The organism is Actinocatenispora comari, from assembly GCF_017312725.1.
Taxonomy (GTDB): Bacteria; Actinomycetota; Actinomycetes; order Mycobacteriales; family Micromonosporaceae; genus Actinocatenispora; species Actinocatenispora comari.
This window is the reverse complement of the sequence record NZ_BOPO01000150.1, coordinates 91,429-116,796: the sequence shown is the minus strand read 5'-3', so window position 1 is coordinate 116,796 and position 25,368 is coordinate 91,429. Positions and strand designations below refer to the sequence as shown.

The following is a 25,368-nucleotide window of genomic DNA, read 5'->3' as shown; positions in this document are numbered from 1 at the left end:
CGCGAGGAGCTTCCGCCGGCCCCGTCCTGCGCGATGCTCGACTGCACGGTCCAACTGTACGGCCGGCGCGAGGCCGGATCCGGTCCCGTCGGGCGGTTGTGCAAAGTGCACGGTCATCGGGTGCAGAACCCTCGGTGCACTCGTTCGCCGGGCCACTACCTCCGCCGGCCGCAGCGGCGCAGAGTGGTGCCATCGCAGGGCGACGGCCGACGGAATCGCTTCTCCGCACCGATCGCTTGTGCGACGACCGAACCACGAGGAAAGGCACAACGATGAGCAAGGTGATCTGCGGACTGTCGGTGTCCGTCGACGGCTACATCACCGGACGCGACGCGCGCCCCGGGCACGGCCTCGGCGACGGCGGGGAACTGTTCGACTGGTACGGCAGCGGGGAGGTGCCCAGCAGCGTTTTCGACGGGTTCACCCTGAGCGCGCAGAGCGCGCCGTTCTTCGACACGCTGGCGAGCCGGACCGGCGCGACCCTGGCCGGTCGGACCACCTACGACGACTCCGAACGCTTCGGCGATGTCGGCGGCCCGCATCCGACGGCGCCGCTGTTCGTGCTCAGCCACCGACCGGCACCGGCGATGGGTGGGCGCCAGACCCTGATCACGACCGGGATCGAGGACGCGGTCGAGGCCGCGAGCCGCGCCGCCGGAGACCGGGACGTGGCTCTGATGGGCGGGGTGATCGTCACCGAAGCGCTCCGGGCCGGCCTCGTCGACGAGCTGATCCTGCACCAGGTGCCCATCCTCCTCGGTGGCGGTCGACGCTTCTTCCACGAGCTGCCCGCGCACGTCACGCTGCGCGTCATCGATGTGGTCGCCGCTGCCGACGTGACCCACCTGCACTACGAGGTGCAGCGATGATCCTGGTTACCGGCGGCCTCGGCATGATCGGCGCCCACACCGCCCGCGCACTGGCCGACCTTGGCGAGCAGGTCGTCGTCACGTCCCACCGGCGCACGGATGTCCCGGCGTTCCTCGACGGGCGGGTCGTCGTCGAGACCCTCGACGTCACCGACCGCGACGCCGTACTGGAGCTGGGTCGCCGTCACCAGATCCGTGACATCGTGCACCTGGCCGGCACGATCCCGGGCGACGACCCGGTGGCGTTCTTCGGCAACGAGATGGCGGGGCTGTTCGCCGTGCTCGACGCCGCTCGCGCCTGGAAGGTACGCCGCCTCGCGGTGGCCAGCAGCCTCGGGGTGTATGCCGGTCGGCCGGAGGTGCCGTGGACCGAGGACCTCGCCCTGCCCACGGGACCGTCGCCACACCTGATCGTCGGGTTCAAGAAGGCCGCCGAGCCGGTCGTTCTGAACGGGCTGCTCGGCACCGGCATCCAACCCGTGCTGTTGCGGATCGGCAGCATCTGGGGGCCGCTGTTCGACCCGTTCTCGCCGTTCGAGGGCATCGTGACCTACCTCAGCGCGCTGCTGCGCGGCGAGCGGCCCGCGCCGCTGGATCCCCACGGCGGCGGCGACGTCTGCTACGCCCCGGACGCAGGCAGGGCGATCGCGCTGCTGACGACCGCACCCGAGCTGCGGCACGACGTCTACAACGTCTCCAGCGGGGCGACCTACCGGAACCGTGAACTCGTCGACGCGCTCCGCGGCATCGACCCGACGTGGCCGCTCGAACTGCGGACGGGTATCCGAGCGGAGCCAGAACCGATCCCCCATCTCGATGTCACCCGCCTCGGTGAGGAGACCGGATTCGCACCCGCCTACGACCTGCCCCACGCCATCGCGCACTACCTCACCTGGCGCCGCACCCATTCCCGGTGAAGGAGACACCATGCTCGATCCCGAAGTCCGCCGTGTCCTCGACAGCACATCCATCGCACACCTCGCCACCGTCCTGGCGGACGGGTCACCACACGCGGTTCCCGTCTTCGTCGGCACCGAAGGCGACCGGATCGCGATCTTCACCGGACCGGACTCGCTCAAGGCGAGGAACCTGCGCCGTGATCCGCGGGTGGCTCTGTCCATCGCCCCCGCGGACAATCCGTTCAGCCCCATAGCGATCCGCGGGCGCGTCGTCAGCTGGCTCGACGACGACCACGCGTGGCAGATCATCGACCGGATCGCGATGAAGTACACCGGGCAGCCCTACTCCCGCGAGCGGGAACGCGTGGTGGCCCTCATCGAGCCGGACAGGCAGGTCGTCGGCATCCGCTAGACGTCGTGGTTCGTCCGGTGGTCGGAGTGGGCCGAGGGCGCGACACATCCTCGCCGGCACACGGTCGTCCGAGCGCACGAACGCCGTCGTCGCCCTCGTTCCCGCCGACGATGACAGCGGCGGCTCGAACCCGGTCACAGCATGGCAATGAGCATCACCGTCATTCCGAGGCTCATCGCCCCATGACCACCGGTCTCCGCCAACGAGTACCACGGCCCGGCCGATCGCGGCCGGGTCCGAGGTGCGGTCCAGGTACGGGCCTGGTCGATGCATCGGGCGGTCCAGTGCAACGTGGCGGCCGCGAGGCCCAGCGCGGCGACGAGGCCGGTGGACAGGACTCCGGCGGGTAGCCCACCACCGGTGGCGGCAGTGGGCACCGACATCCCCGGCATGCCCGGCATCGGCGTGACACCAGCGGATCCGGTACCCATCGACAACGGCATCGCGATCACCATCCAGACCATCGCGAGCATCATCACCGCGTGCAGCGCCAGCGCCCGCCGGCCGTGACCGGCCGGCGGGCGTACCAGTTGCAGACCGAAGAACAGCGCCCCGGCACCGAACACGACGTTCTGTGGCAACGCAGGAACGTGCATGCCCCACGGCCAGAGCATCCCGACCATGCCCAGGGCCATGGCCGCGTGCCAGCAGTCGCCGACCCGGTGCACCACCGCGCGCGACGCGCCGATCCACGCCGGCACGACACAGCGCAGCAGGCAGAAGCCGGCAGTCGCGGCGAACACGACCGTCAACGTCCACACCAGCGGCGGCGACGACATCACGCCACCGCCCGCCGCCGGGCCCGCCGACCGAGGGCCACGTCGATCGCCACGAACACGGCGAGGCTGGCGCCCAGCTCCGGTACGAGCCAGCCCAGGACAACCGCGGCCACCAGCAGCGGCGCCAGCACCCGGGCCGAGACGCGGCGCCACGCACCGCGGTGCGGTCGCCTGCCCCAGCCGCGTCCCGGGCGGCGCAGCCACCACATCCGGTACCCGAGCACGACCAGGACGATCAGCACGACCGCCAACCCGGCCAGCACGATCTGGTTGGCCAACCCGAACAGCAGCCCCATGTGCGCATCCACGCCCCAGCGGGCGAGTTTCGCCGCCACCGGCCAGTCGTCGAAGCGCAGCACGGCGGTGACCCGGCCGGTCGCCGGATCGATCGCCGCCGAATCCTGCTTCTCCGGCCACGATCGCTGAACCTGGTGCACCACGTAGGCCTGCCCCGGCTCGGCAGGAAGATCGATCTGGACCGGCCCGCTGACGCCCCGGCTCGCCGCCGCCGCCAACGCCCGGTCCACGTCGACCTGCCCGCGCCGCGCCGCGGGCGGGGCCACCGCACTGGACACCGTGGGTGTCGCCCACCCCCACGCGCCGCGGAGCGCGGAGATGTTGTCACCGGCGAAGTGCGACCAGGTCAACCCGGTCGCGGACAGGAACAGGAAACCGGCGGCCGCCCACAGCCCCAGCACCCCGTGCCAGGACAGCACCCGGGATCGGCCGGCGGGCCGGACCCGCGGCAGGACCCGTCGCCGTACCGGCCCGGCGCGCCGGCGACCGCTCAACCACAGCACCAGCCCGCCGAGCACCACCACCCACAGCCAGCTGGCCGCCAGCTCGCTGTACATTCGGCCGACCGTGCCCCACTGCAGCGTGCGATGCAAGCTGTCGACCCAGGCCCGCACCGGCAGCCACTCCCCGACGGTGTTCTCCGCGCCCAGCACCCGTCCCGTGTAGGGATCGACGAACACCGTGCGGCTGGTGCCGTCGGCCAGTCCGGGCGCATCCATGATCACCCGGGTGCTGGCGGTCGCGGTCGCGGCGGGGCGGATCGCCGTGACCGTACCCTCCGGATGCGCCGCCCGCGCGGCCTCCACCTGCGCCGCCACCGACAGCCGTTGGCCACCCACCGGCACCGTCAGCTCGTGCCGGTACACGAGCCGCTCGACCTGGGGCATCGTGGTGTACGCCAGCCCGGTCAGCGCCGCGATCACCAGGAACGGCGCGACGAACACCCCGGCGTAGAAGTGGATCCGCAGCAGCAACGGCCGCACGGCACCCCAGCTGGCGGCGCCGGGCCCGGTCGGGGCGGCGGGGGTCGGATGCTCCGTGTCAGCAAGGACGCTGCCGACGGCCATGGGTGATTCCTTCCGACGCCCGGGACAACAGTGCGCGGCAACGGCGGTGGCCAGAGCGGCGACCACGCCGAGCCTGTCGTTGTCCCAGTCGTACGACATCCCTCGGCAGTTCCCGCGCGTTCCACGATCCGCCACCGGACGCGACGCGCCGACACAGCATCTGGTGTGAAGGCTCGACCATGCCGCCATATATAGTGGTCACTGCAGCTGGTTCGGCCGTCGCTTCCGGTGGCGGTCGAGGCAAGAGGGAACCCGGTGCGAGTCCGGGACTGCCCCGCAGCGGTGAGTGGGAACGACCGCCGTCACAGAGCACTGGACCGCACCGGTCCGGGAAGCGACGGCCAGTAGGACAGCACGACGCCCACGAGTCCGAAGACCTGCCAGCAGCGCCGCACGCGCCGCGTGCGGCGGTCGAAGGCCGCGCGGGACGGCCGACGCCATCAGCCGGTTCGTCCGCGGTGCGCTGCGGCTGCCGGCGGCGTCCCTGCCCGCGCACCGACGACCTTCGGGCGTGGGACGAGGGAGCATGACGGTGCTGCAGGAGCAGTCTGCGTCGGATCACCGGGCGTCGGAACAGCGACGACCCGTGATGCGGGTACGCAAGCGTGACGGGATCGCCGAGCCGGTGGACGTCAACAAGATCGTCCAGGCGGTGCGGCGTTGGGTGTCCGACCTCGACGAGGTCGATCCGCTGCGGGTGGCGACCAGGACCATCAGCGGGCTGTACGACGGTGCCAGCACCGAGGAGCTGGATCGGCTGTCGATCCAGACGGCAGCCGAGTTGATCGGTGAGGAGCCGCAGTACTCCCGGCTCGCGGCCCGGCTGCTGGCCACCTTCGTGGACAAGGAGGTGCGGGGGCAGGGCGTCGAGAGTTTCAGCCAGTCGATCCGGTACGCGCATGGCCTGGGCCTGATCGGCGACGACACCGCCGAGTTCGTGGCGCGCAACGCCCGCGGGCTCGACGACGCGGTGGATCCGGACGGCGACCGGCGCTTCGAGTACTTCGGGCTGCGTACCGTCGCGGATCGTTACCTGTTGCGGCATCCGGTCTCCCGGCTGGTTGTGGAGACGCCGCAGTACTGGCTGCTCCGGGTCGCATGTGGACTGTCGCGGACGCCGGCCGAGGCGATCGCCTTCTACCGGCTGATGTCGAGCCTGTCGTACCTGCCGAGCTCGCCGACGCTGTTCAACTCCGGGACGCGGCACGCGCAGCTGTCGTCGTGCTTTCTGGTCGACTCACCACGCGACGAGCTCGACTCGATCTACGAGCGGTACCACCAGGTGGCGCGGCTGTCGAAGTTCTCCGGCGGGATCGGGATCTCGTGGTCGCGGGTCCGTGGCCGCGGCGCGCTGATTCGCGGCACCAACGGCACGTCGAACGGGATCGTGCCGTTCCTCAAGACCCTCGACGCCGGCGTGGCCGCGGTGAACCAGGGCGGCCGGCGCAAGGGGGCGGCGTGTGTCTACCTGGAGCCGTGGCATCCCGATGTCGAGGAGTTCCTGGAGCTGCGGGACAACACCGGCGAGGACTCCCGCCGTACGCACAACCTGAACCTCGCCAACTGGATCCCCGACGAGTTCATGCGCCGGGTGGAGGCCGACCGGGACTGGTCGCTGATCGACCCGTCGGACGCGCCGGAGCTGCCCGACCTGTTCGGCGAGGCGTTCGACACCGCGTACCGGGCGGCGGAGAAGAAGGCGGTCCGCACGGTCCGGGCCCGGGACCTGTACGGCCGGATGATGCGCACCCTGGCGCAGACCGGCAACGGCTGGATGACGTTCAAGGACACGGCGAACCGGTTGGGCAACCAGACCGGCCGGCCGGGCAACACCATCCACCTGTCCAACCTGTGCACCGAGATCCTCGAAGTCAACAACGACACCGAGACCGCCGTGTGCAACCTCGGGTCGATCAACCTGGGCGCGCACGTCGGCGCCGACGGAGTGGACTGGGACAAGCTGCGCGCCACCGTGCGCACCGCGGTGACGTTCCTGGACCGCGTCATCGACATCAACTACTACCCCGCCGAGCAGGCGGCGGCCTCCAACCCGCGCTGGCGTCCGGTCGGGCTCGGCCTGATGGGCTTGCAGGACGCGTTCTTCACCCTGCGCCTGCCGTTCGACTCGGCGCCGGCGCGGGAGCTGTCGACCCGGGTACAGGAGGAGATCCTGCTGACGGCGCTGGAGACCTCGGCCGGGCTCGCCGAACGGTTCGGGCCGCACCCCGCGTACGCGGAGACGCGTGCGGCCGGCGGAACTCTGTGTCCCGACCTGTGGGGCTGCGAGCCGACGCAGACCGACCGGTGGACGGCGGTACGCGCATCGATCGCCGCGCACGGCCTGCGCAACTCGCTGCTGGTGGCGATCGCACCGACCGCCACCATCGCGTCGATCGCCGGCTGCTACGAGTGCATCGAACCGCAGGTGTCCAACCTGTTCAAACGCGAGACGATGTCCGGCGAGTTCCTCCAGATCAACACCTACCTGGTACGGGAGTTGAAGAAGCTCGGGCTGTGGACGGCGCCGGTCCGCGAGCAGATCAAGCGGGCCGAGGGCTCCGTGCAGGCGATCGCCGAACTGCCCACCGAGCTGCGCAGGCTGTTTCGTACCGCGTGGGAGCTGCCGCAGCGTGCGTTGATCGACCTGGCGGCCGCACGCTCCCCGTACATCGACCAGTCCCAGTCACTGAACCTGTTCCTGAGCGCGCCGACCATCGGCAAGCTGTCCTCGATGTACCTGCACGCCTGGAAGTCCGGGCTCAAGACCACCTACTACCTGCGCTCCCGGCCGGCGACGCGCATCCAGCAGGCGACCGTCGCGGTCGCGCCCGCGACGAGCGCCGCCGCCCCGGTCAGCGACCCCGAGGCGCTGGCCTGTTCGCTGGAAAACCCCGAGAGCTGCGAGGCGTGCCAATGACGACGAACCCCGAGACCATCAGCACCCGTGCCGGCGCCGGGAAACCGCACCTGCTGCTCGACCCCGGCATGGACCTGACCCTGCGGCCGATGCGCTACCCCCGGTTCTTCGACCGGTTCAAGGACGCGATCAAGAACACCTGGACGGTGGAGGAGGTCGACCTGCACTCCGACCTCGCCGACCTGGCGAAGCTCTCCCCCGCCGAGCAGCACCTGGTGTCGCGACTGGTCGCCTTCTTCGCCACCGGCGACACCATCGTGGCCAACAACCTGGTGCTCAACCTCTACCAGCATGTCAACTCGCCGGAGGGCCGCCTCTACCTGTCCCGGCAGCTGTACGAGGAGGCCGTGCACGTCCAGTTCTACCTGAACCTGCTGGACACCTACGTACCGGACGAGAAGGAGCGGTTCGAGGCGTTCGCGGCGGTGGAGAACATCCCGTCGATCGCCCGCAAGGCGGAGTTCTGTTTCCGGTGGATCGACTCCATCTTCCAGCTGCGGGAGCTCAGGACCCGCGAGGACCGGCGCGCCTTCCTGCTCAACGTGATCTGCTTCGCCGCCTGCATCGAGGGCCTGTTCTTCTACGGCGCCTTCGCGTACGTGTACTTCCTGCGCTCCCGCGGACTGCTGCACGGCCTCGCGTCGGGTACCAACTGGGTCTTCCGGGACGAGTCGATGCACATGGCGTTCGCCTTCGACGTGGTCGACACCGTCCGGGCCGAGGAGCCCGACCTGTTCGACGCCGAGATGCGACAGCAGGTCGAGGACATGCTCGCCGAGGCGGTGGAGTGCGAGGTCCAGTTCGCGGCGGACCTGTTGGAACAGGGCGTGTCCGGGATGTCGCTGGCGCACATGCGCGAGTACCTCCAGCACGTCGCCGACCGGCGGCTGGCCATGCTCGGCATCGAGCCCATGTACGGCAGTCACAACCCGTTCGCGTTCATGGAACTGCAGGACGTTCAGGAGCTGTCGAACTTCTTCGAGCGCCGGGTCTCGGCCTACCAGGTCGCGGTCACGGGGTCGGTCAGTTTCGACGACGACTTCTGAGCCTCCACGTTGCCGGTGTTCTGGCGACAACCCGGAACACCGGCAACGGCTCGGCCTTCGCCTACCGTCACCCGATCCGCGGCGGCGCTACCGCGTGCGCCAAGCGGGTCGACGGCCCGACGAGGCTGCTCGCCATCATGATCTGGCGTGGTGCGGTCGATCCGGGTGCCCGAGGCTCGAACACCAGCTGGGCCGCGGCCCGGCCGAGCGCGACCGAGTCGGGCGAGACCATCGTGAGCGGGAAGGGCGCCAGGTCGGTGCGCGCCGGGCCGAACCCGACGATGGCAGGCGGTCGGGAGCCCGGCCGCGCACCGACGGTGCGAAGAACAGCGACCAGGCTGGGGAAATCGGCGGCCAGCAACGCCGACGGGGCGTCGTCGCCCGTCGACAGCAGCTCCCGTGCCGCGCTCCGCGCGCTGTGGGCATCCTCGCGCGGCTGGCGGACCAGGCGCTCGTCGACCGGTACCCCAGCCTCGTCGTGGGCCAGGATGTGCCCGCGCAATCGTTCGGATCCGGCCCAGGACCTGGTCGAGGCGAGGAAGCCGATGCGTCGATGGCCCTGCCGGAACAGCTGCCGGCAGGCCCGATGGGCGCCGCTGACCTCGTCGACCAGGACGCAGTCGGCGGCGAGGCCGGCGGGCGGGCTGGTGGCGAGCACCAGTGGCCCACCTCCACGCTGACCGGCACGCAGGTGGGCGTGATCGGCACCGGCCGGTACCACGACCACACCGTCGACGCCGCGTGCGCGCAGGTCGGCGACCAACCCGGACTCCGCGGCCGGGTCACTGTTGCTGCTGGCAACGATGACGCGCGCCGCGTTCTCGGCACAGGCCCGCTCCACCCCGGCAGTCAGGGCGGACATCACGGGGTCGGCGAGGCTGGTGACGACCAGCCCGACGAGACCGGCTGGTGCACCGGCACGCAGGCGGCTCGCTCGCCTGTCGGGCCGGTAGCCGAGGGCGGCCGCCGCCCCGAGCACCCTGCGCCGGGTGGCCTCGGCGACCCCGGGCCGATCGTTCAACGCACGGGACACCGTCATCGCGCTGACCCCGAGACGCGCAGCGAGGCTCCGCATCGTCGTCCCCGTCCCTGCCGTACCGGACCGAGCCGGCCGGTTCGCCGATGGCCGGCGGGGCCGCACCGGCTCGGCATCCGCGCGCCGCATGGGATCGACGGACCGGCGGGTGGGCCTGTCGATGCCGAGGTCGGCGCCGCGGCCGGACGGCCTCGGCGACGTCATGGCACCGGGTCGGTGATCGGCGCCCCGTGCAGCACGGCAGCAGGGTCGGTGGACGTGCCCGGCCTCTCGTCCAGCTTTTCGACGCCCAGCACTGTCGGCACCGCACCCACCTCACCCGCTCGAGCTTTGATGCACTATAACTGCTATTGCAATTTACTTGCATTAGAGCCGGCCCCGAGGGTGTCATCGACCGTCGGGCCCGCTCCTCGATCGCCGCACCACACGAAAGGAAGTCGTGATCGCCTCGACCCGTACGATCGGATGGTGGGACTGCGCCGCCGGAGTGGCCGGCGACATGCTGCTCGGCGCGCTGGTCGACCTCGGCGTCCCGCTGGCGTACCTGCAGGCGGCCGTCGCCGCGCTACCGATCGAGCCCGTCACGTTGCGGGCCGAGCCAACCAACCGGCACGCCATCGGCGCCACCAAGGTCGACGTCGATGCCCCGCCCAGCCCGCATCACCGGCACTGGCGCGAGATCCGGCAGATGCTGTCGACCGCCGACCTGCCGTCCGGCATCGTCGAACCGGCGCTCGACGCCTTCGCCCGAATCGCCCGCGCCGAGGCCGCGGTGCACCGCATCGACCCGGAAGACGTCGCATTCCACGAGGTCGGCGCGCTGGACGCGCTCGCCGACATCGCCGGCAGCTGCGCCGGCGTGCACTGGCTGCGCGAACACCGCGGCCTCGAACGGTTGTGCGCCGGGCCGGTGGCACTCGGCTCCGGTACCACCCGGGCGGCGCACGGCGCGATCCCGCTGCCGGGACCGGCCGTACTGGGCATCGTCGCGGAGGCGGGGCTGCCCGTGCTCGGCGGCGGGTTGCCATACGAGGCGTGCACCCCGACCGGTGCCGCCCTGATCGCGGCACTGACCACCGAACACGGCCCGATGCCGCCGATGCGGGTGCTGGCAACCGGCACCGGTGCCGGCGACCGGGATCCCCGCGAGGCCGCGAACCTCACCCGCCTGGTCCTCGGCGCCCCGATCGACCACAGCGCCGAGGACACGGTGGCGCCGCTGCGAGGCACGGCCGACGAGGAACCGGCCGTACCGGCCAGGACCAACCAGCCCCCGCGGTTCCCGGCGCACGAAGCGCAGCGGCCGTAGACGAGGGTCGACTCGCGGCGAAACCGGGCGGCGACCGCGGTACAGGCGGCAAGCCGACTCACCGGTGACCGCGCGGACTGTGATGTCCTTCATCGCCCACCGGCAGGCGATGAGTTCCTGCCGTGGCCCGGATCTGAACCCTTGTCAGGTCGGTACTGCTCGACGTCGTCGAGCCGATTCCGGGAGGGGTGAAGCAGATGATTCCGGTCGTGTGGTTCCCGTAAGGCGTGCCTATTCTGCTCGGGCCGGTGGGGTCGTTCCGCGGCCCGGGCAGGACACCCACCGCAGCTGGCGCGCCGCATCCCTGTCGCGCAGGGAATGTGGCGACGTTCGATGTGTGCTGGCGGCGTCGCCGCCACGACCCGGCAGTGAGGATCCATGGGCAAGTTGATCGTGAGCATGCAGGTGACGGTGGACGGCTTCGTCGACGCGGAGTCCCCGGACGCCGACTGGCAGGCCTGGGACTGGACCGGCCGGCCCACCTGGGACGCGGAGCTGGCCGCCGACTTCAACGCGACGTTCGACACGGTGGGCACGATCCTGCTCAGCCGCACCATGATCGGGGAAGGGTACCTCGACCACTGGGCGGCGACCGCGCGGTCGTTTCCGGATGAACCGGCGCTCGCCTTCGCGCGGCGGGTCGGGGAGCTGGACAAGGTGGTGATCAGCCGGCAACGGCTCGACCTGCCCTGGCCCCGCACGACCGCCAGCCAGGCACCGCTGCCCGAGGCGGTACGCGCGATACGGGAACGCCATGACGGTGATCTGTTGGCCTTCGGCGGTGTGCGGTTCGTGGCCGGGCTCGCCGCCGCCGGCCTGGTCGACGAGTTCCAGTTCTACGTGAATCCGACCGCGGTCGGCGCCGGGCGACAGGTCCTCGGGCCGGGAACGCGGCTGCGCCTGCTCGAGGCGCGCGGTTACCGGTGCGGGGTCGTCCGGGCGTGTTACGCCCCGGACGAGGGGGTCGGTGAACGGGACGGCATCGGCACGGGGACCGCCGGCCCGTCCCGGTGAACAGCATGCGAGGGGGTCGGTGAACGGGACGGCATCGGCACGGGGACCGCCGGCCCGTCCCGGTGAACAGCACGTCGCGGCGGCGACGCCCGTCGGAGTCGCGGAGCGCGGCTCAGCACGGAACGGATCTGCCGCCGAGTGCGGCATTCGACAGGAGGACATGATGATTCTGGTTACCGGTGCGGCAGGCAAAGCTGGTTCTGCCGTCGTACGCGCGTTCGCTCGCCGGGGCGCGCCGGTGCGGGCGGTGGTCCGCGATCCGGCGCGGGTGCCGTGGCTGGCCGAACTGCCGGGCGTCACGGTCGTCGCCGGCGATCTGCGCCGCGCCGCGACGCTTGGCCCCGCGCTGGAGGGTGTGAAGCGCGCGCTGCTGATCTCCTCGCCGCGAGAGGAGATGGTCGACACCCAGCTGAGCTTCATCGACGCCGCCCAGGCGGCCGGAGTGCCGCACATCGTGAAGTACTCCGGCCGCGAAGCCGGCGTCGGCTTCGATCAGGAGGTATTCCGAGGCACCCGGTGGCACGGCCAGATCGAGCGTTATCTGGAACGCTCCGGGCTCGCCTGGACCCATCTGCGACCCAGCCAGTTCATGCAGAACTACCTCCCGAGCTCGGTGACCGGCTTCGATGTCACGACCCGGGAGCTGGTGATGCCGCTGGGCGCTGGTCAGCTGTCGCCGGTCGACCTGGCCGATGTCGCCGAGATCGCCGTGGGGGTGCTCACCACGGACGGCCACGAGAACAAGGCGTACGACATCACCGGCCCGGAGGCGTTGACCATGGCGGAGGTGGCTGACCGCGTCTCGGCGGCTACCGGCGCCACGTTCCGATACGTGGAAGTCACGTTCGAGGAGCAGCGGCGCCGCTACGCCGCGGCCGGACTACCGCCACACGTCGTGGACCTGTTCGACGAGCAGTTCCGGGAACGTCACCGCACACCGATCGCCCGGGTCGAGCTCGCCGCGCACCGCACCTTCGGCGTGACACCGACCCACTTCGCCCAGTTCGCCAGCGCCCATGCCGAGGAATTCACGGGATCGGCCCGGTGAGCCGCACGCCGCGGGTGGACGCTCGCGCTGACTTCGCTCGGCTCGTTCATGGTGGTACTCGACATCCTGGTGGTGGCGACCGCGCTGACCGCCATCCCCGTCGTCGAGCGCGACGCTGGAGCTGGCCGGATCGACGGTCGAGTCGCTGATCACGGTGCGCGAGCTTCGCGGTGGTCGGCCGAACAACTAGTTTGGGAGTGGCAGTACTGCCCTCGACCCTCGCTGGTTGCGCCCTCGTGCTCGGGGCATCTCACCGTGTGGCCGTGCCCCATTTCTCGCTCTGGGGGACTCAGAACGACCTGACTCCTGGCTCTGGTGCCCGAGCCGTGCCCGCGAGCGCGCGACATCGCTTGGCACTGGGCGAAATTCCGCGGCATTGATGCTCGAACGTCCGCGAGAGCTCCGGCAGCTCTCGGCTACCTTCCTTGTTGCCCGAGGCATGTTGCGGAACAGAGTGCTCGGCGCGGGCCCGTGGCAACCAAGGGCTTTACCCGCCGGTACCGACGTGACGGAGCCGGTCTGCGGCGTCGATGGACTGGCGCGTGCCGGCCCGGTAGGCGTCCGCCCAGACGGCCCGGTCGTACAGGTCGGGACCGAAGGCAATGATGGCTGCGGAGTCGGGGCGCAGGGTGACGACGGTGGTTGCGTCAGCCACGGTGAGTTCCTGCCGAAGCTGTTCGGGCGGGAACAGGTGGGCGAGGGGTTCGACAACGACCAGCGTGTCGGCGTCGGTGGCGAGGTCGGCGTTGGTCGCCGATCGCAGGCCGCCGTCCAGGTAGTACCGGCCGCCGATCGGGATCGGCGGCGAGGCGCCGGGGAATGCGGTGCTGGCGGCGACCGCATGAGGTAGTGGTATGCCGCTGTCGCGGTCCCAGACCACCGGTTCTCCTGTGTCGGCGTCGACGGCGGTGACGAGCAGCCGTTCCGGAAAGCGGGTGGTACCGAGCAGACCGCGCATCCGATCGATCTGGGTGTGTGGTCCCCCGACGTCCGCCGTGCGGGCGAGTTGCCCGACCCGACGACGCGCCACCGTCGCGTCCTGGCCGGGTTCGGCGAGCACGGCGAACACCTCGGCCAGCACCGCGGGGTCCGGTACGTGCGGGTGACCGGTTGTCGGTGGCAAGGCGGCGAGGCGCTCGGGCCGCTCACCGGTCGCCAGGACGGCGCCGATGATCGCACCGGCGGACGTGCCGACGAACAGGTCAGAGTCGGCGAGGTCGATGCCATGGTCAGGTAGGCCAACGGCGAGGCCCGCCATCCAGGCGGTGCCGACGACGCCGCCGGCGCCGAGTACGAGTGCCCGGCGGGTGGTGCTCTGCGGATGCATGTGTGGCCCTTTCAGGCGACGGGGTACGGGGTGCGGCGGCGGGCATGGTGGAGGGCTTCGGCCCACCACAGCAACTGGTGGGTCATCCGGCGGAGGGCGTCGTCGGCGGCCGCGTCGGGGTATGCGGTGCTCGTGTCGGCGGCCGGGCCCCATGGGTTGTGCAGGCTGACCGTCTCGCGGATGGTGACGGCGTGCAGTTCGGCGAAGACGAGCCGGAGCGCCTCGACCGCCCGCAGGCCGCCGGCCAGCCCGCCGTAGCTGACGAATGCCACGGGCTTGGCGAACCACTGGTCGCGCAGCGTGTCGATCGCGGCCTTCAACGGCCCAGGGTAGCTGTGGTTGTACTCGGGCGTGACCACCACGATCGCCTCTGCCGCATCGATGCGTGCAGCGAATGCAGCGACATCGGGATGGTCGATCATCGTCGCCGGCACGGTCACGCCGGCCAGGTCGATCGGGTCGGCGTCCACGCCCCACGCGGCGAGTCGCTCGGCGACCCAGGCCCCTACGTACGTGCCGAATCGTCCATCGCGGACGCTGCCGACGATGACTGCGACACGCAGGTCGGCGGTGGTGTTCATGCTGGGTGGCCCCTTCGGGAGTAGGTGGATTCGGTGCGGCGGAGCCAGATGGCCGCTGCGGCGGCAAGCAGACAGATGCCGGCCAGTACGAGGAACGCGGCATGGAATCGCGCGGCGGCCAGGACGAGCACCACAGCCGAGCCCCCGGCGGCGCCGCCCAGGCGCATGGTGATGTTGGCGAGGGCGGTCGCGTCTCCCAGCTCCTGTGTGGACACCGACGCGTACATCGCTGTCATCGCCGGCATCATCGCCAGCCCGAGCCCGGCACCACGCACGACGAGCATGGCCTGCATGGCGACCATCGGCGTTCCGGCGCCCAGCCACGGCAGTGGCGCGGTGCAGGCCAGCACGATCAGTGCGCCGACCGAGGCGACGGCGCCGCCCCCGTAACGATCGGTGAGCCGGCCGGCAACGAGCATGATCAGCGTCGTGCCCGCGCCCATCGGCGCCAGTAGCAGCCCCGTCGAGAGCGCGTCCTGACCAAGCTGGAGCTGGAACCACAGCGGTACCAGCAGAACCGCAGCGAACATGCTGGCGCCCCCACTGAGGACGGTGGCCAGGGCCGCCGCCGCCACCGGCCGGACAGCGAGCCGTATCCGCAGCACCGGATGCGGCAGGCGCGCCGAGCGTCGGATGAACAGTGCGGTCGCGCCGGCCCCGAGCACCGCAAGGACGGCCGGCGTTGCCCGACCGCCCGGCGCGGCGAGAGCGGTGAGCGCGTACAGCAGCAGCGGCAGCCCCACCGACACCAACACCGCGCCCTGCCAGTCCATCGGTGGTGGCGTTCGGTGCGCACCGCGCGGCACCAAACGCAGGCCGAGCCCGACCGCGGCGAGACCGATCGGTACGTTGAGCCAGAACAGTGCCGGCCATGATGTCCAGGCCAGCAACAAGCCACCGACGCTCGGCCCGACGATCGGCGCGAGCCCGACGACCAGACCCAGCGTGCCCATCATCCGGCCAAGCCGCGCCGGGCCGACTACTTCGCCGATGAGCGTCTGCCCCGCGACGACGAGGATGCCGGCGGTCACGCCTTGCAGCGCCCGTACCGCGATCAGGACAGGGGCGGTCGGGGCCAGTGCGCACAGCACCGACGTGGCGACGAAGCCGCTGAGCGCCCACAGCCACAGCCGCCCGGTGCCGAGTCGCTGTGCCAGCCATGGCGTGAACGGCAGCCCGGCCGACAATCCGAGAAGGTACGCGGTGGCCACCCATTGGATCTCGGCCAGCCCGACACCGAGGCTGTCCTGCATGTGCCGCAGGCCGACCGCGACGATCGAACCGTCCATGTTGGCCAGGAACCCACCCAGCGCCATGACCGACGCCGCAGCCCACGTTGCCCGGGTGATGGGGGCCGGCGCTGCGGTCGCTTCCTGTAGCTCGCTCACGCCCGGTACGGTAGGAGTTAAACAAATGTTGAAGTCAAGGGAGCGCGTCGATGACCACGGCCACCCTCGCCAGGAACGGCGGACAGGCGACCCTGACCGTCAGCGAGCTGGCACACCGCACCGGCGTCGCGCCGTCGGCCATCCGGTTCTACGAGAAGCACCGGCTGGTCGTCAGCGAACGTACTGCCGGCAACCAACGCCGTTTCTACGAGGCCGAGGAGTGCATCGTCAAGATCATCCGAGTGGCGCAGCGGGTCGGGCTGTCCATTGCGGAGATCCGTGAGCTCATGGCAGACCTGCCCGAGCGCCGCCGGATCACCGTCGACGACTGGTGTGTGCTGCGCCGCGCCCTCGAAAGCGAGGTACGAGCGCGACTTCAGGCCCTGCACGCAGCGCTGGACGACCTTACCTCCGACCAGCGGCTCTGCGAGATCCCGCCGACCACAACCCACCGAGCTCGACACTGACCGACCCGGGTTTCGCGCCACCTGCACCCGCCGGCCAGTACGTGCTGCAGAGTCCTTCCGCAGACCGGCGTTCCGGCCCGGCGGTCGCGGCCGGTGGCAGGCCGCGCCTGCCTCCGGCCCGTGGTGACTCGCAGATTCGCGCTCGCTGTTCGATGACCGGCCCGGGTTGGGTGAGCATCGGCCGCGGCGGTTGCGGGCGAGGGCGACGTTTGCCAACGACGCGCTGCGGCCGGGGTGGTGTCACGGTGATCTGTTGGCTGCAGGTGTGCGCGTACGAACGCAGGGACGGTCCCTGGTGGCCATCCCTGGTCGCTGGACGTGCCCGTCCGACTGCTCCGGCGCACCCGCGGCCACATCCCAGCTGCCGGGTGTCCAAATCGGCATCGCTGCTGCGTTGGTTGAGCAGGGGCCGCCGGATCGTGGGGCCCAGCGCGAGGAGGCACGCGATGAGTACGGATCCACCGGTACGCCAGGCGCCGTCCGCGACGGTCGATGCGGAGGCGGCTGCGTCGGCCTTGTTCGAGGCGTCGTCGCACGCCTGGGCGGCGGGAGACGCCGACCGGTTCGTCCGGGGGTACGCCGAGGACGCGACGGTCGGCCTTCCCGGCACCTTCCTGCAGGGTAAGGGGAGTATCCGTGCTGCCATGCGAGATGCCTTCGCCGGCCCGTTGAAGGGCTCCCGCCGTATCCATGCGGTGCAGAGCATCCGTTCGGTCGGTAGCCGGGTGACGATCGTCGTCACCCGGAGTGCGACCGCGCTGGCCGGAGAGGCCGAACCGCATGCCGCTCGGTGGGAGCTCGCTACTTGGACGCTGTCCAGGCACGGCGACAGGTGGCTCGTCGAGGCGTACCACAGCTGCCCGGCCCCGGATAGGAACCGCCCAGCTGAAAACCGCCCAGCTGAAGGAGAGTCACGATGAACGACACCACCCCGAACCGGGTCGAGGCCTACTGGCGAAGCATGACCGAGGCCGCCCGGGAGAAGCCGGACCAGGCCCCCGACGAGGTCCGGGCGAGGGTCGAGGCGTACTGGCCGACCCTCACGGCCGAACCGGGAGGCACCGACTACCTCGAGACCTCGGTGGCCGGCCTACCCGCGCTGTGGGCCGTCCCCACCGCATGCGTGCACGATCGTGTCCTGCTCTGCCTGCACGGCGGTGGTGGGGTCAGCGGATCGATCTACACCCACCGCAAGCTGTTCGGTCAGCTCGCCAAGGCCAGCGGTACTCGTGCGCTGCTCGCGGAGTACCACCAGGCGCCGGCTCCGGTGCCGGCCGAAGATGCGGTCACCGCGTACCGTTGGCTGCTCGAGCAGGGGATCGACGCCCGAAACATCGCCGTGGCCGGTGACTCGCTCGGCGGCGGGCTTGCCGTCTCGACGGCGCTGCGCGCACGGCAGGAGGGATTGCCTGGCCCGGCCGCGCTGCTGCTCATCTCGCCGTGGGTCGACATGACGGTCAGCAGCACCACGTTCGAGACCAACCGTGACCGGGAAGCCTTCTTCTACCGGGAAGTCGTCCAAGCGCTGGCAACGCTGTACGTGGGCTCGTTCGATCCGGGCGACCCGCAGGTGAGCCCCGTCCACGCCGATCTTCGCGGCCTGCCGCCGACCTACGTTCAGGTGGGCGGCAACGAGACGCTGCTGGGTGAAAGCCTCCAGCTCGCCGAGAACGCCCGCCTGGCCGGTGTGGACGTTCGCCTCGACGTGTTCCCCGACCAGCTGTACACCTTCCAGATGGCCGCCGGCACCATGCCCGAGGCCGACGACGCGATCCGGAAGCTGGCCACGTGGGTCGGACCGCGACTCGGACCCGCCTGAGCGGAAACACCGTCGCCGTCGCTGGCGACGTTTCGGCCTGGGCGGCGATGAGTTTGGGGCGCTCGCGGGATCCACATCGGTGGGCGGCCGATCCCGGTACCGGAACTGGACACGGTACCGCCCGCGCCATGGCGCGGGCGGGGACGCCCGGACGGAGGTGGAGGTAACGATGCCCGAGTACATGTTGCTGCTGCACGCCTCGCCGCCGGATCCGCAGGCCGACCGCTGGGAGCAGCTGCCGCTGTGGCAGGAGGTGACCGATACGCTGCGCGACGCCGGCCTGCTGGTGGCGAACGGGCCGCTGGACACCCCGGAGACGGCTCGAACCGTCCGGGTCCGGGACGGCGAGACACTGGTGACCGACGGGCCGTACGCGGTCACCAAGGAGGTCCTCGTCGGCTACTACGTGCTGGACTGCCCGAGCCTGGACGAGGCGATCGCCGCCGCGGCTCGTATGCCGACCGCGGCGAGCGGGACGGTGGAGGTACGCGCGATCCTGGACGCCACCTCGGCCGCCGCCGGGCGGTGAGCGCTATGCGGCGTGCGATGAGTACCGATGCCTGATCCGAGCCGCGCTCCGGACGACCCGGGCAACGCCAGCACGGTGGCGCTGATCCGCGTGTTCAAGCAAGAGCGGGCCGCGATCCTGGCCACCCTGGTCCGGCAGCTGGGCGATCTCACCAGGGCGGAGGACGCGGTCCAGGATGCTTTCACGACCGCCACCCGCGTCTGGCGTCAGGACGGAGTGCCGCCCAACCCGGGCGGCTGGCTGACCGTCACGGCCCGCCGGCGAGCGATCGACCAGCTTCGCCGGGACCGCTCGCGCGCCGACCGGACCGCCCGGTTGGCCGAGCTGATGCGCCTGGACACAGCGGAACACCCCGCCGTTCCCCACGACGTGATAGACGATGACCGGCTCCGTCTGATCTTCACGTGCTGCCATCCGGCGCTCGGCACCGAGGCACGGATCGCCCTGACGCTACGGGTGGTCGCCGGTCTGACCACGGCAGAGATCGCCAGCGCGTTCCTGGTCGCGGAACCGACCATGGGCAAACGCATCGTCCGCGCCAAACGGCGGCTCGCCGACGCGCGGGTCCGGTACCGGGTCCCGGACCGCACCGCGTTAGCGGGCCGGCTCGACGGCGTGCTGCACGTGCTCTACCTGATCTTCAACGAGGGCTACTCGGCAACCCCGGGAGATCACCTGGTACGCACCGTTCTCTGCGCCGAGGGGCTCCGGCTCAGCCGGCTCCTGACCGAGCTGATGCCCGACCAGCCCGAGACGTGGGGGCTGCTGGCGTTGATGCTGCTCCTCGACGCGCGCCGGGGTGCACGCGTCGATGCGGCCGGGCGGTACGTGCCGTGGGAGCGACAGGATCGGGCCTGCTGGGACGACGCCGCCATCGCGGCGGGAACGACTGCCCTGCGCCGTGCGCTGGAACTGCGGCGCCCCGGCCGGTACCAGGTGGAGGCGGCCATCGCGGCGGAGTTGCTGCAGGCCGGCCGGACCGACTGGGCTCGGATCGCCGACCTGTACGGCGCGTTGGCCAGACTCGCCCCATCATCGGTCGTCGCCCTCAACCGCGCCGCAGCCGTGGGGTTGGCCGCCGGGCCGCGGGCCGGGCTCGTACTACTCGAACCGCTTCTCGCCGACCCCGCACTGCGGCAGTACCAGCCGCTGCACGCCACCCATGCCGACCTGCTCCGCCGTGCCGGCGCTACCGGCGCGGCGGCGGCCTACCAGCGAGCCATCGCCCTGACCGTCAATCCGGTGCAACGTGACGAGCTCCAGCGCCGACTCGACGACCTGGGCCGCTGAATCACAACCGGTACTTTGTCTGCAGCAAGCTGTTCGAGTACGAGCTCGGCATTCCGATCGAACGCTTCCTGGCCCGGCCGGTCGGTGGCGATCAGCAGATCGGTGCCCGGATCACCCAAGGCGAGGTCGATATGCTCGTCTTCTCCTGGGAGTCACTGGAAGCCTAATCGCATGATCCTGACGTGCGAGCTGTGCTGCGACTGGCCGCGGTCTGGAATATTCCCGTGGCGATGAACGTCGCCGCGGCCGACTTCCTGATCCCTTCACCGCTGTTCCACGGCGGCCACGCACACCTTCGGCCCGAGTTCACCGGCCGCGATCGCGCCGCGCTCACAGCCCAGTAAGCCGGTATCCGCACCGTCTCCGGCCGGTCGTCAGCGTTGGCTGCTTGCCCACGTGTGGTTGTCAGGATGTCGGCTGGCTGTGGGAGATGTCGGAATCGGTGATGGCCCAAGTGATTCCGTGTTGGCCGAGGAAGTCGAGGAAGCTGGCGGGATCGTAGGCCTGCGCGGGTGCGAGCACGCCGTGGCTAGCGCCGTCTGCAACGAGCCTGCGGGCCGCCTCGACGGCGATCACGGCGGTGGTGCCGTAGGTGTCCCGACCCCGGATGGTCCCTCGGACGTGTTCGCCGTCGGGGCCGGCGGCGTCCACAAGGTACGTGAAGCGTTGCGCGGCGCGTGCGCCGTCGCTTGGCCCTTCGGGCAGGCTGTCGATCATCTGCGCGGTGAGCGGGGTGCTCAACCGGGCACTGAGCGCGGCGTCGACGAGGCTTTCGACGTGCCGGACCGTCACGTGGCGGGGAATGGTCACCACCTCCGACAGCGGCAGCGCCGAGACCGGCGTCGGCTGCGTTTCACCGGGAAGGGTGATCGCGGCGCGCCGGGCGGGGATGCCGGTGTGCCAATCGCCGTCGTCGTAGGTGAGCCCGCCCGCGGCGATCGCATCGGCCGTCTCGATGAGCGAACGCAGCGACCCCCGCGAGGGCCCACCGCCTCCGACGATGAAGTGCGCGACGGCCATCTCGTCGATGCGCGGAATGCGTTCAGCGATCAGGCGTGCGATCAGGTCACCGGGCACGCACGCATCGTTCGTGGCGGGCACGACCGTGACCCCGGCCCGCCGTGCCTCATCGGTAAAGGTGTCGAAGACAGACTTGATGTAGGACTGTTCGCCTGCCGTGTCGACGTAATGGCAGCCGGCGGCGATGACGGCCCGCACCACAGCGTGCCCGGACGGTGTGAAGGGCCCGGCACAGTTGATGACCACGTCGTACCCGCAGAAAGCGTCGACGAGCGCGTCGTGGTCGCCGGTGTCCGCCACTCTGCGCTCGGCATCGACGAGACCCACCTGCACCGCTGCCGCGTGTAGGCGCTCGGCGTTACGTCCGACCAGCCCGGGACGGATGTCCCGGCGGGCGAGCTCCGCCAGGACGAGCTTCGCCTGGAAGCCGCTGGCGCCGTACACGGCGATCTTCACGTGACTTCTCCTCGCTCTAGGCATCGCTGTTCAGCAGGGCCAAGCCCTCGCTGATGTCTCACCGTATGACGCTGCGATGAGATGACCAATGCGCCAACGTCTTGCATTCATATGCGAACGTCTTCTAGTGGCCCTGTGAAGATACGATGGCTACATGGATGTGCTCTCCGACGCGGTCCTCGCGATGCGTACCGGGCGACCGCACGCGGCGCGGGTACTCCGGGTGGCGCCGTTCGGGCGATGGTTCGCGCCGGTCGCCGGCGCCGGCTTTCACATCGTGTTGGAAGGGTCGTGTTGGCTGGTTCCCCCGGACGGGCCGCCGATAGCTCTGGGGGCTGGGGACGTAGCCTTCCTACCCCGCGGCTGCGGTCATGGCCTGGCCGACAGCCGGTCCACTCCGTTAGCGGACGCCTCGGCGCCATTGGCGACACTGACCTCCTCGTCGGGCGGCGCGCCGACCCCGAATGCGTCGACCGTGATGGTGTGCGGCGCGTACCTGTTGGACCGTTCCCGGACACATCCGCTCCTGGCCGACCTTCCCGAGATCATCCACCTGCCGGCCCGGGTCGGGCAGCACTCGGGCCTGCGCGCCGCCGTCGAGCTGCTCGGCGACGAGCTCCGTCGCCCACAGCCCGGCGGTGACGCCATGCTGCCTGCCTTGCTCGACGCGTTGCTGCTGCACATCCTGCGCGCCTGGTTCGACGACGCCGGTAAACGCACCCCGAGCGGCTGGGCAGCGGCGATCCGCGACCCCGCGATCGATGCCGCGCTCCGGGCCATGCACGGCGATCCGGCCCGGCCGTGGACGGTGGAGGAGCTGGGCGCCCGGGCCGGGCTGTCGCGGGCCGCTTTCGCTCGACGATTCACCGCACTCGTGGGCCAGCCGCCGCTGACCTACCTCACCTGGTGGCGGATGACGCTTGCCGCCCGGCTCCTGCGTGGCAGCGATGTCCCCCTGGCCGCGGTTGCCACGAAGGTCGGATACACCTCCGAGTTCGCGTTCGCTCACGCCTTCAAACGTGCATTCGGATTGGCGCCTGGCAAGTTCAGACAGTCATCGACGGAAGATACGCTCCTCCCTCTCGACGCGATCTGACGTGTCGGCACTGACCAGGGCTCTAGTAGCCAACTTCCGAGCTGCTCTTTCACTTCACTCCGCGGCGATCGGCAGCGCGTGCCGGGTCACGGATACGTTCGGGCGGTGAACCCGCTAATCTGCGTTCGTTGCCGGACGGGGATCTGGACGCCCGGATCGATCGCCTGACCCGGTCTTCTCGACCGGTCCGGCGACCTCGGCGACAAGTCCGCGGCGGCGACGCTGCGCGCGTTCGTCCCGGACTGCCGTACCGCCCATCGTTCGCTGTTCTGCCGGGCGATGAGGGCACTGCGCACACTCGGCCGAATCCGGAAGGCGATCGCCGCCCGCACCACGCACTACCACCCCGCCCCGCGCCAGTCGGTGTCGGTTGCTTGGTGCCGGGTGCTCGCCCGGCGCGAGCAAGCCCGGCTGCATACTGGGACACCCGCAGCCGAGGAGGTCCCGTGAAGCTTGCCGAGGCCTTGCCCGAACGCGCCGAGGCGGTCCGCCGGGGTCAGCCAGCTGCGCGCCCGGATCATCGGGTCGGCGCGGTACCAGGAGGGTGAGACCCCGCCGAGTCCGAGCGGCTGCTCGACGAGCTGGAGTCGCTGATCCGCCGGATCAACGCGACCAACGCGGCCACCCGGCTCGATGACGGGGCCACGGTCACCGATGCGCTGCCCGGCGCGACGTGTTGCGGCTCCGGCATTCGCTGCGCACCGCCGCGGCGGACGCCGCCGCTGGCGCGGACCGGCGCGGCGCCGGCCGGCAGCTGCGGTCCGAGCTGCTGCCCCAGGCGGTACCGAACTTGCCGGATGCCAGCCCCCGGACGATGCCGAACACGCTGGTGTGGCGAAGTTCCCGAGCGACCAGGACGGACCCGAAGGTCTGGAGCACCTGCCAAACCAGGGCGGTGAGTAGCGCCGGCCCACCGATCGCGGCGTTCTGAGCAGCGTTGGCGACCCCAAGCGCCCAGGAGCGTACCCAGAAGGGCCGACGACCAGCACTTCGCTCCCGCCGGCGACAGGCAGCCAGCATGACTGGCAGGTAACCCGGCTGACGCTCATCGGTAGCGGCAGCGCGTAGCAGCCGGGTCGAGGCCGCCGCTGACGCCGGGCGTAGTCGCGAGCCAGTCCACGAACGGGCGCGATCCTTCCGCGTCTCGTCGCAGGCGCTGCGGAACTACCAGACGCGGGGTGGGTAGGGCGGCGGACCGAGTTTGTCGGCCATCCAGACGAGCGCGTCGAGCTCGGACCGGATTGCCTTCGGCATGATTGGGTACCGTCGGGTGCCGGCGAGCAGGCCCGCGTACACGCGCCAGTGTAATCCAGCCTTTACGCCGAGATCCTGGTCGGCGACGGGCCCGCCCAACGGCGTCACGACGATCGTCGCGGCGCGGGTGTGCCCGGCGCCGGCCGTCAGCGGCCGCGGAGAGTCACGGTGTTCGGCGATCTGCACCGGGCGCCCACGCCAGACGCCACGAAACGACCAGGCGAGCCGGGCATCGTTGCCGGGCGGGAAGAAGTAGGGCCAGGGCACCGGCGCCGGGGTGGGCTGCCGGGCGAGGCCCAGTTGGTACGCGGATCGCAGGGTGGCGTCCCGATGCCGGATCGCGTAGGCGAGCCCACCGATGATCAGCGCCGCGAGGGCGAGAAAGACGAAGACCCCGAACCCGAAGACCAAGGGGCCCTCGGCGACGGCCAGCACGGTCATGACAGCCACTCGGCGCGCAGCTTGCCGGTTCCACCTGGCCGTCCGACGCGGCCCTCGCCTTCCCGCCGCGCGACGCGAGTGCGTCGATCTGTCATCCCGTCACCCTATCGCCCCGTGCCGCCATCACCGACATCGAGCGCTTTCCTCGCAGCCAGCGAACCGGTGTGGCGGCGGCTGGCCGATCGTGGCCGGGGTCGGCCTTCTCCGGTCGACGTTCGGGTTGAACGGCCGAGCGACGGCGTCGAGGTGTTTCCATGCGTATCAGCGTTTGTTCGCGAGGTGATCGAGTTCCTGGCGGATGCGTTCCTCGATCCCGACGTAGTGGGCGCGGACCGATTCGCGGGCGGCGTCGGCGTCCTTGGCGAGTACGGCCTCGACGATGGCGGCGTGGTCGTGGACGATCAGCATCGGGTCTCGGTGCGGTACCGACAGCGTCGCCTGGTGATAGGCCTGCCAGAACAGGTCGAACAGTTGCAGCAGCATCGTGTTGCCGAGGTCGGCGAACAGTAGTTGATGGAAGGCCCGGTCGGGGTCGCTGAGATCGGCGCCGTCCTTGGCGCGTTGCCGCATGGTGGCCAGCAGCTCGCGCAGTGCCGCGGCGTTCGTGTCGCTCAGCGCGGCGATCGCGTCGCCGATCAGCGCCGACTCCAGCGTCTTGCGCAGGCCGATCAGGTCGTTCAACGCCTGCGGTTCCCGCATCAGCCCGTACGGCAGGTGTTCCAGCAGTGGAGTGAAGGAGAAGTCTCGGACGTACACTCCGCTGCCGCGGCGGGTTTCCAGCACGCCGGTCGACTCCAGCGCCTTGACCGCCTCGCGCACCGAGTTGCGGCTGACCCCGAACAGCCGCGCCAGTTCGGCCTCCGGTTTGAGCGGGTCGCCGGCCTGCAACCGCTCGCGCAGGATGAACCGTCGGATCTCGTCCTGGACCGCCTTGTGCAGCGGTGCCGGGCGCAACCGCGGAACCGGTGTTTCCGGTACGTGCTCGCTCACCTGGTGACCTCGTTCTC

At 70.6% G+C, this 25,368-nt stretch carries 25 protein-coding genes and 1 riboswitch; of the genes, 16 read left to right on the top strand and 9 right to left on the bottom strand.

Going from position 1 to position 25,368, the window contains the following annotated elements; all coding sequences use genetic code 11:
* Positions 1-272: 272 nt before the first annotated feature.
* From NUM_RS36010 to NUM_RS36000, 3 genes are read left to right on the top strand one after another with little or no spacing between them, the layout of a single operon-like run.
* Positions 273-869, top strand: coding sequence for a dihydrofolate reductase family protein (locus NUM_RS36010; RefSeq protein WP_207129406.1), 597 nt, complete (start codon positions 273-275; stop codon positions 867-869).
* On the top strand, positions 866-1,786 hold the full coding sequence (locus tag NUM_RS36005; RefSeq protein ID WP_207129405.1) for an NAD-dependent epimerase/dehydratase family protein: 921 nt from the start codon (positions 866-868) through the stop codon (positions 1,784-1,786). The genes NUM_RS36010 and NUM_RS36005 overlap by 4 nt, the downstream gene beginning before the upstream one ends.
* A 10-nt stretch (positions 1,787-1,796) precedes the next feature.
* The gene (locus NUM_RS36000) at positions 1,797-2,180 is read left to right on the top strand and encodes a PPOX class F420-dependent oxidoreductase (protein WP_207129404.1); all 384 of its coding nucleotides are present in this window, start codon (positions 1,797-1,799) and stop codon (positions 2,178-2,180) included.
* A gap of 134 nt (positions 2,181-2,314) precedes the next feature.
* On the opposite strand, the gene NUM_RS35995 is transcribed toward NUM_RS36000, so the two are convergent.
* Positions 2,315-2,959, bottom strand: coding sequence for a DUF5134 domain-containing protein (locus NUM_RS35995; RefSeq protein WP_207129403.1), 645 nt, complete (start codon positions 2,957-2,959; stop codon positions 2,315-2,317).
* Positions 2,959-4,323 (bottom strand): PepSY-associated TM helix domain-containing protein, encoded by a 1,365-nt coding sequence (locus tag NUM_RS35990; RefSeq protein ID WP_207129402.1) that lies wholly within the window; start codon positions 4,321-4,323, stop codon positions 2,959-2,961. The genes NUM_RS35995 and NUM_RS35990 overlap by 1 nt, the downstream gene beginning before the upstream one ends.
* 191 nt (positions 4,324-4,514) lie before the next feature.
* A riboswitch (cobalamin riboswitch) is annotated at positions 4,515-4,722 on the top strand.
* Between the two features lie 127 nt (positions 4,723-4,849).
* On the opposite strand from NUM_RS35990, the gene NUM_RS35985 reads away from it, so the two are divergent.
* The gene (locus NUM_RS35985) at positions 4,850-7,240 is read left to right on the top strand and encodes a ribonucleoside-diphosphate reductase subunit alpha (RefSeq protein ID WP_207129401.1); all 2,391 of its coding nucleotides are present in this window, start codon (positions 4,850-4,852) and stop codon (positions 7,238-7,240) included.
* A complete protein-coding gene (locus tag NUM_RS35980) occupies positions 7,237-8,286 on the top strand; it encodes a ribonucleotide-diphosphate reductase subunit beta (protein WP_207129400.1) in 1,050 nt (349 codons plus the stop codon). Before NUM_RS35985 ends, NUM_RS35980 begins: the two co-directional genes overlap by 4 nt.
* 67 nt (positions 8,287-8,353) lie before the next feature.
* On the opposite strand, the gene NUM_RS35975 is transcribed toward NUM_RS35980, so the two are convergent.
* Positions 8,354-9,361 carry a LacI family DNA-binding transcriptional regulator gene (locus NUM_RS35975; RefSeq protein ID WP_225919070.1) on the bottom strand — a complete coding sequence of 336 codons (1,008 nt, stop codon included), beginning with the start codon at positions 9,359-9,361 and terminating at the stop codon, positions 8,354-8,356.
* 400 nt (positions 9,362-9,761) lie between these two features.
* On the opposite strand from NUM_RS35975, the gene larC reads away from it, so the two are divergent.
* From larC to NUM_RS35960, 3 genes are all read left to right on the top strand, one after another.
* Complete coding sequence (gene larC / locus NUM_RS35970; RefSeq protein WP_207129399.1) at positions 9,762-10,631, top strand: nickel pincer cofactor biosynthesis protein LarC; 870 nt, start codon at positions 9,762-9,764, stop codon at positions 10,629-10,631.
* A 378-nt stretch (positions 10,632-11,009) separates the two neighbouring features.
* On the top strand, positions 11,010-11,645 hold the full coding sequence (locus tag NUM_RS35965; protein ID WP_207129398.1) for a dihydrofolate reductase family protein: 636 nt from the start codon (positions 11,010-11,012) through the stop codon (positions 11,643-11,645).
* On the top strand, positions 11,599-12,693 hold the full coding sequence (locus NUM_RS35960; protein ID WP_207129397.1) for an SDR family oxidoreductase: 1,095 nt from the start codon (positions 11,599-11,601) through the stop codon (positions 12,691-12,693). Before NUM_RS35965 ends, NUM_RS35960 begins: the two co-directional genes overlap by 47 nt.
* A 487-nt stretch (positions 12,694-13,180) precedes the next feature.
* Here NUM_RS35960 and NUM_RS35955 read toward each other — a convergent pair whose 3' ends face one another.
* Genes NUM_RS35955 through NUM_RS35945 form a run of 3 tightly spaced genes read right to left on the bottom strand, consistent with a single transcriptional unit; the run spans position 13,181 to position 15,989 of the window.
* Positions 13,181-14,020, bottom strand: coding sequence for a patatin-like phospholipase family protein (locus tag NUM_RS35955; RefSeq protein WP_207126862.1), 840 nt, complete (start codon positions 14,018-14,020; stop codon positions 13,181-13,183).
* A gap of 11 nt (positions 14,021-14,031) precedes the next feature.
* The gene (locus NUM_RS35950; protein ID WP_207126863.1) at positions 14,032-14,601 is read right to left on the bottom strand and encodes an NADPH-dependent FMN reductase; all 570 of its coding nucleotides are present in this window, start codon (positions 14,599-14,601) and stop codon (positions 14,032-14,034) included.
* Positions 14,598-15,989 carry a DHA2 family efflux MFS transporter permease subunit gene (locus NUM_RS35945; RefSeq protein ID WP_207126864.1) on the bottom strand — a complete coding sequence of 464 codons (1,392 nt, stop codon included), beginning with the start codon at positions 15,987-15,989 and terminating at the stop codon, positions 14,598-14,600. Before NUM_RS35945 ends, NUM_RS35950 begins: the two co-directional genes overlap by 4 nt.
* A 50-nt stretch (positions 15,990-16,039) precedes the next feature.
* Between NUM_RS35945 and NUM_RS35940 the strand changes: the two genes are divergently transcribed.
* The 6 genes from NUM_RS35940 to NUM_RS35915 all read left to right on the top strand — a co-directional run bounded on the left by NUM_RS35940 (position 16,040) and on the right by NUM_RS35915 (position 20,438).
* Positions 16,040-16,456 carry a MerR family transcriptional regulator gene (locus NUM_RS35940; RefSeq protein WP_207126865.1) on the top strand — a complete coding sequence of 139 codons (417 nt, stop codon included), beginning with the start codon at positions 16,040-16,042 and terminating at the stop codon, positions 16,454-16,456.
* Between the two features lie 446 nt (positions 16,457-16,902).
* A complete protein-coding gene (locus NUM_RS35935) occupies positions 16,903-17,376 on the top strand; it encodes an SgcJ/EcaC family oxidoreductase (protein WP_207126866.1) in 474 nt (157 codons plus the stop codon).
* Complete coding sequence (locus NUM_RS35930) at positions 17,373-18,275, top strand: alpha/beta hydrolase (protein WP_207126867.1); 903 nt, start codon at positions 17,373-17,375, stop codon at positions 18,273-18,275. Before NUM_RS35935 ends, NUM_RS35930 begins: the two co-directional genes overlap by 4 nt.
* A 169-nt stretch (positions 18,276-18,444) precedes the next feature.
* Entirely contained in the window at positions 18,445-18,804 is a 360-nt protein-coding gene (locus tag NUM_RS35925) for a YciI family protein (protein WP_225918764.1), read from the top strand.
* Positions 18,805-18,831: 27 nt separating this feature from the next.
* The gene (locus NUM_RS35920) at positions 18,832-20,094 is read left to right on the top strand and encodes an RNA polymerase sigma factor (protein WP_207126868.1); all 1,263 of its coding nucleotides are present in this window, start codon (positions 18,832-18,834) and stop codon (positions 20,092-20,094) included.
* A 182-nt stretch (positions 20,095-20,276) separates the two neighbouring features.
* Positions 20,277-20,438 carry a hypothetical protein gene (locus tag NUM_RS35915; RefSeq protein ID WP_207126869.1) on the top strand — a complete coding sequence of 54 codons (162 nt, stop codon included), beginning with the start codon at positions 20,277-20,279 and terminating at the stop codon, positions 20,436-20,438.
* 61 nt (positions 20,439-20,499) lie between these two features.
* On the opposite strand, the gene NUM_RS35910 is transcribed toward NUM_RS35915, so the two are convergent.
* Positions 20,500-21,570 (bottom strand): saccharopine dehydrogenase family protein, encoded by a 1,071-nt coding sequence (locus NUM_RS35910; RefSeq protein WP_207126870.1) that lies wholly within the window; start codon positions 21,568-21,570, stop codon positions 20,500-20,502.
* Positions 21,571-21,724: 154 nt separating this feature from the next.
* On the opposite strand from NUM_RS35910, the gene NUM_RS35905 reads away from it, so the two are divergent.
* Together NUM_RS35905 and NUM_RS38035 are read left to right on the top strand one after the other, a co-directional pair.
* The gene (locus NUM_RS35905; RefSeq protein WP_207126871.1) at positions 21,725-22,666 is read left to right on the top strand and encodes an AraC family transcriptional regulator; all 942 of its coding nucleotides are present in this window, start codon (positions 21,725-21,727) and stop codon (positions 22,664-22,666) included.
* A 569-nt stretch (positions 22,667-23,235) separates the two neighbouring features.
* On the top strand, positions 23,236-23,565 hold the full coding sequence (locus NUM_RS38035; protein ID WP_370467123.1) for a DIP1984 family protein: 330 nt from the start codon (positions 23,236-23,238) through the stop codon (positions 23,563-23,565).
* Between the two features lie 265 nt (positions 23,566-23,830).
* On the opposite strand, the gene NUM_RS35900 is transcribed toward NUM_RS38035, so the two are convergent.
* Positions 23,831-24,361: a hypothetical protein gene (locus NUM_RS35900; protein ID WP_207126872.1), complete on the bottom strand. Its 531-nt coding sequence runs from the start codon at positions 24,359-24,361 to the stop codon at positions 23,831-23,833.
* Positions 24,362-24,622: 261 nt separating this feature from the next.
* Complete coding sequence (locus NUM_RS35895) at positions 24,623-25,351, bottom strand: FadR/GntR family transcriptional regulator (protein WP_207126873.1); 729 nt, start codon at positions 25,349-25,351, stop codon at positions 24,623-24,625.
* Positions 25,352-25,368: the final 17 nt, after the last annotated feature.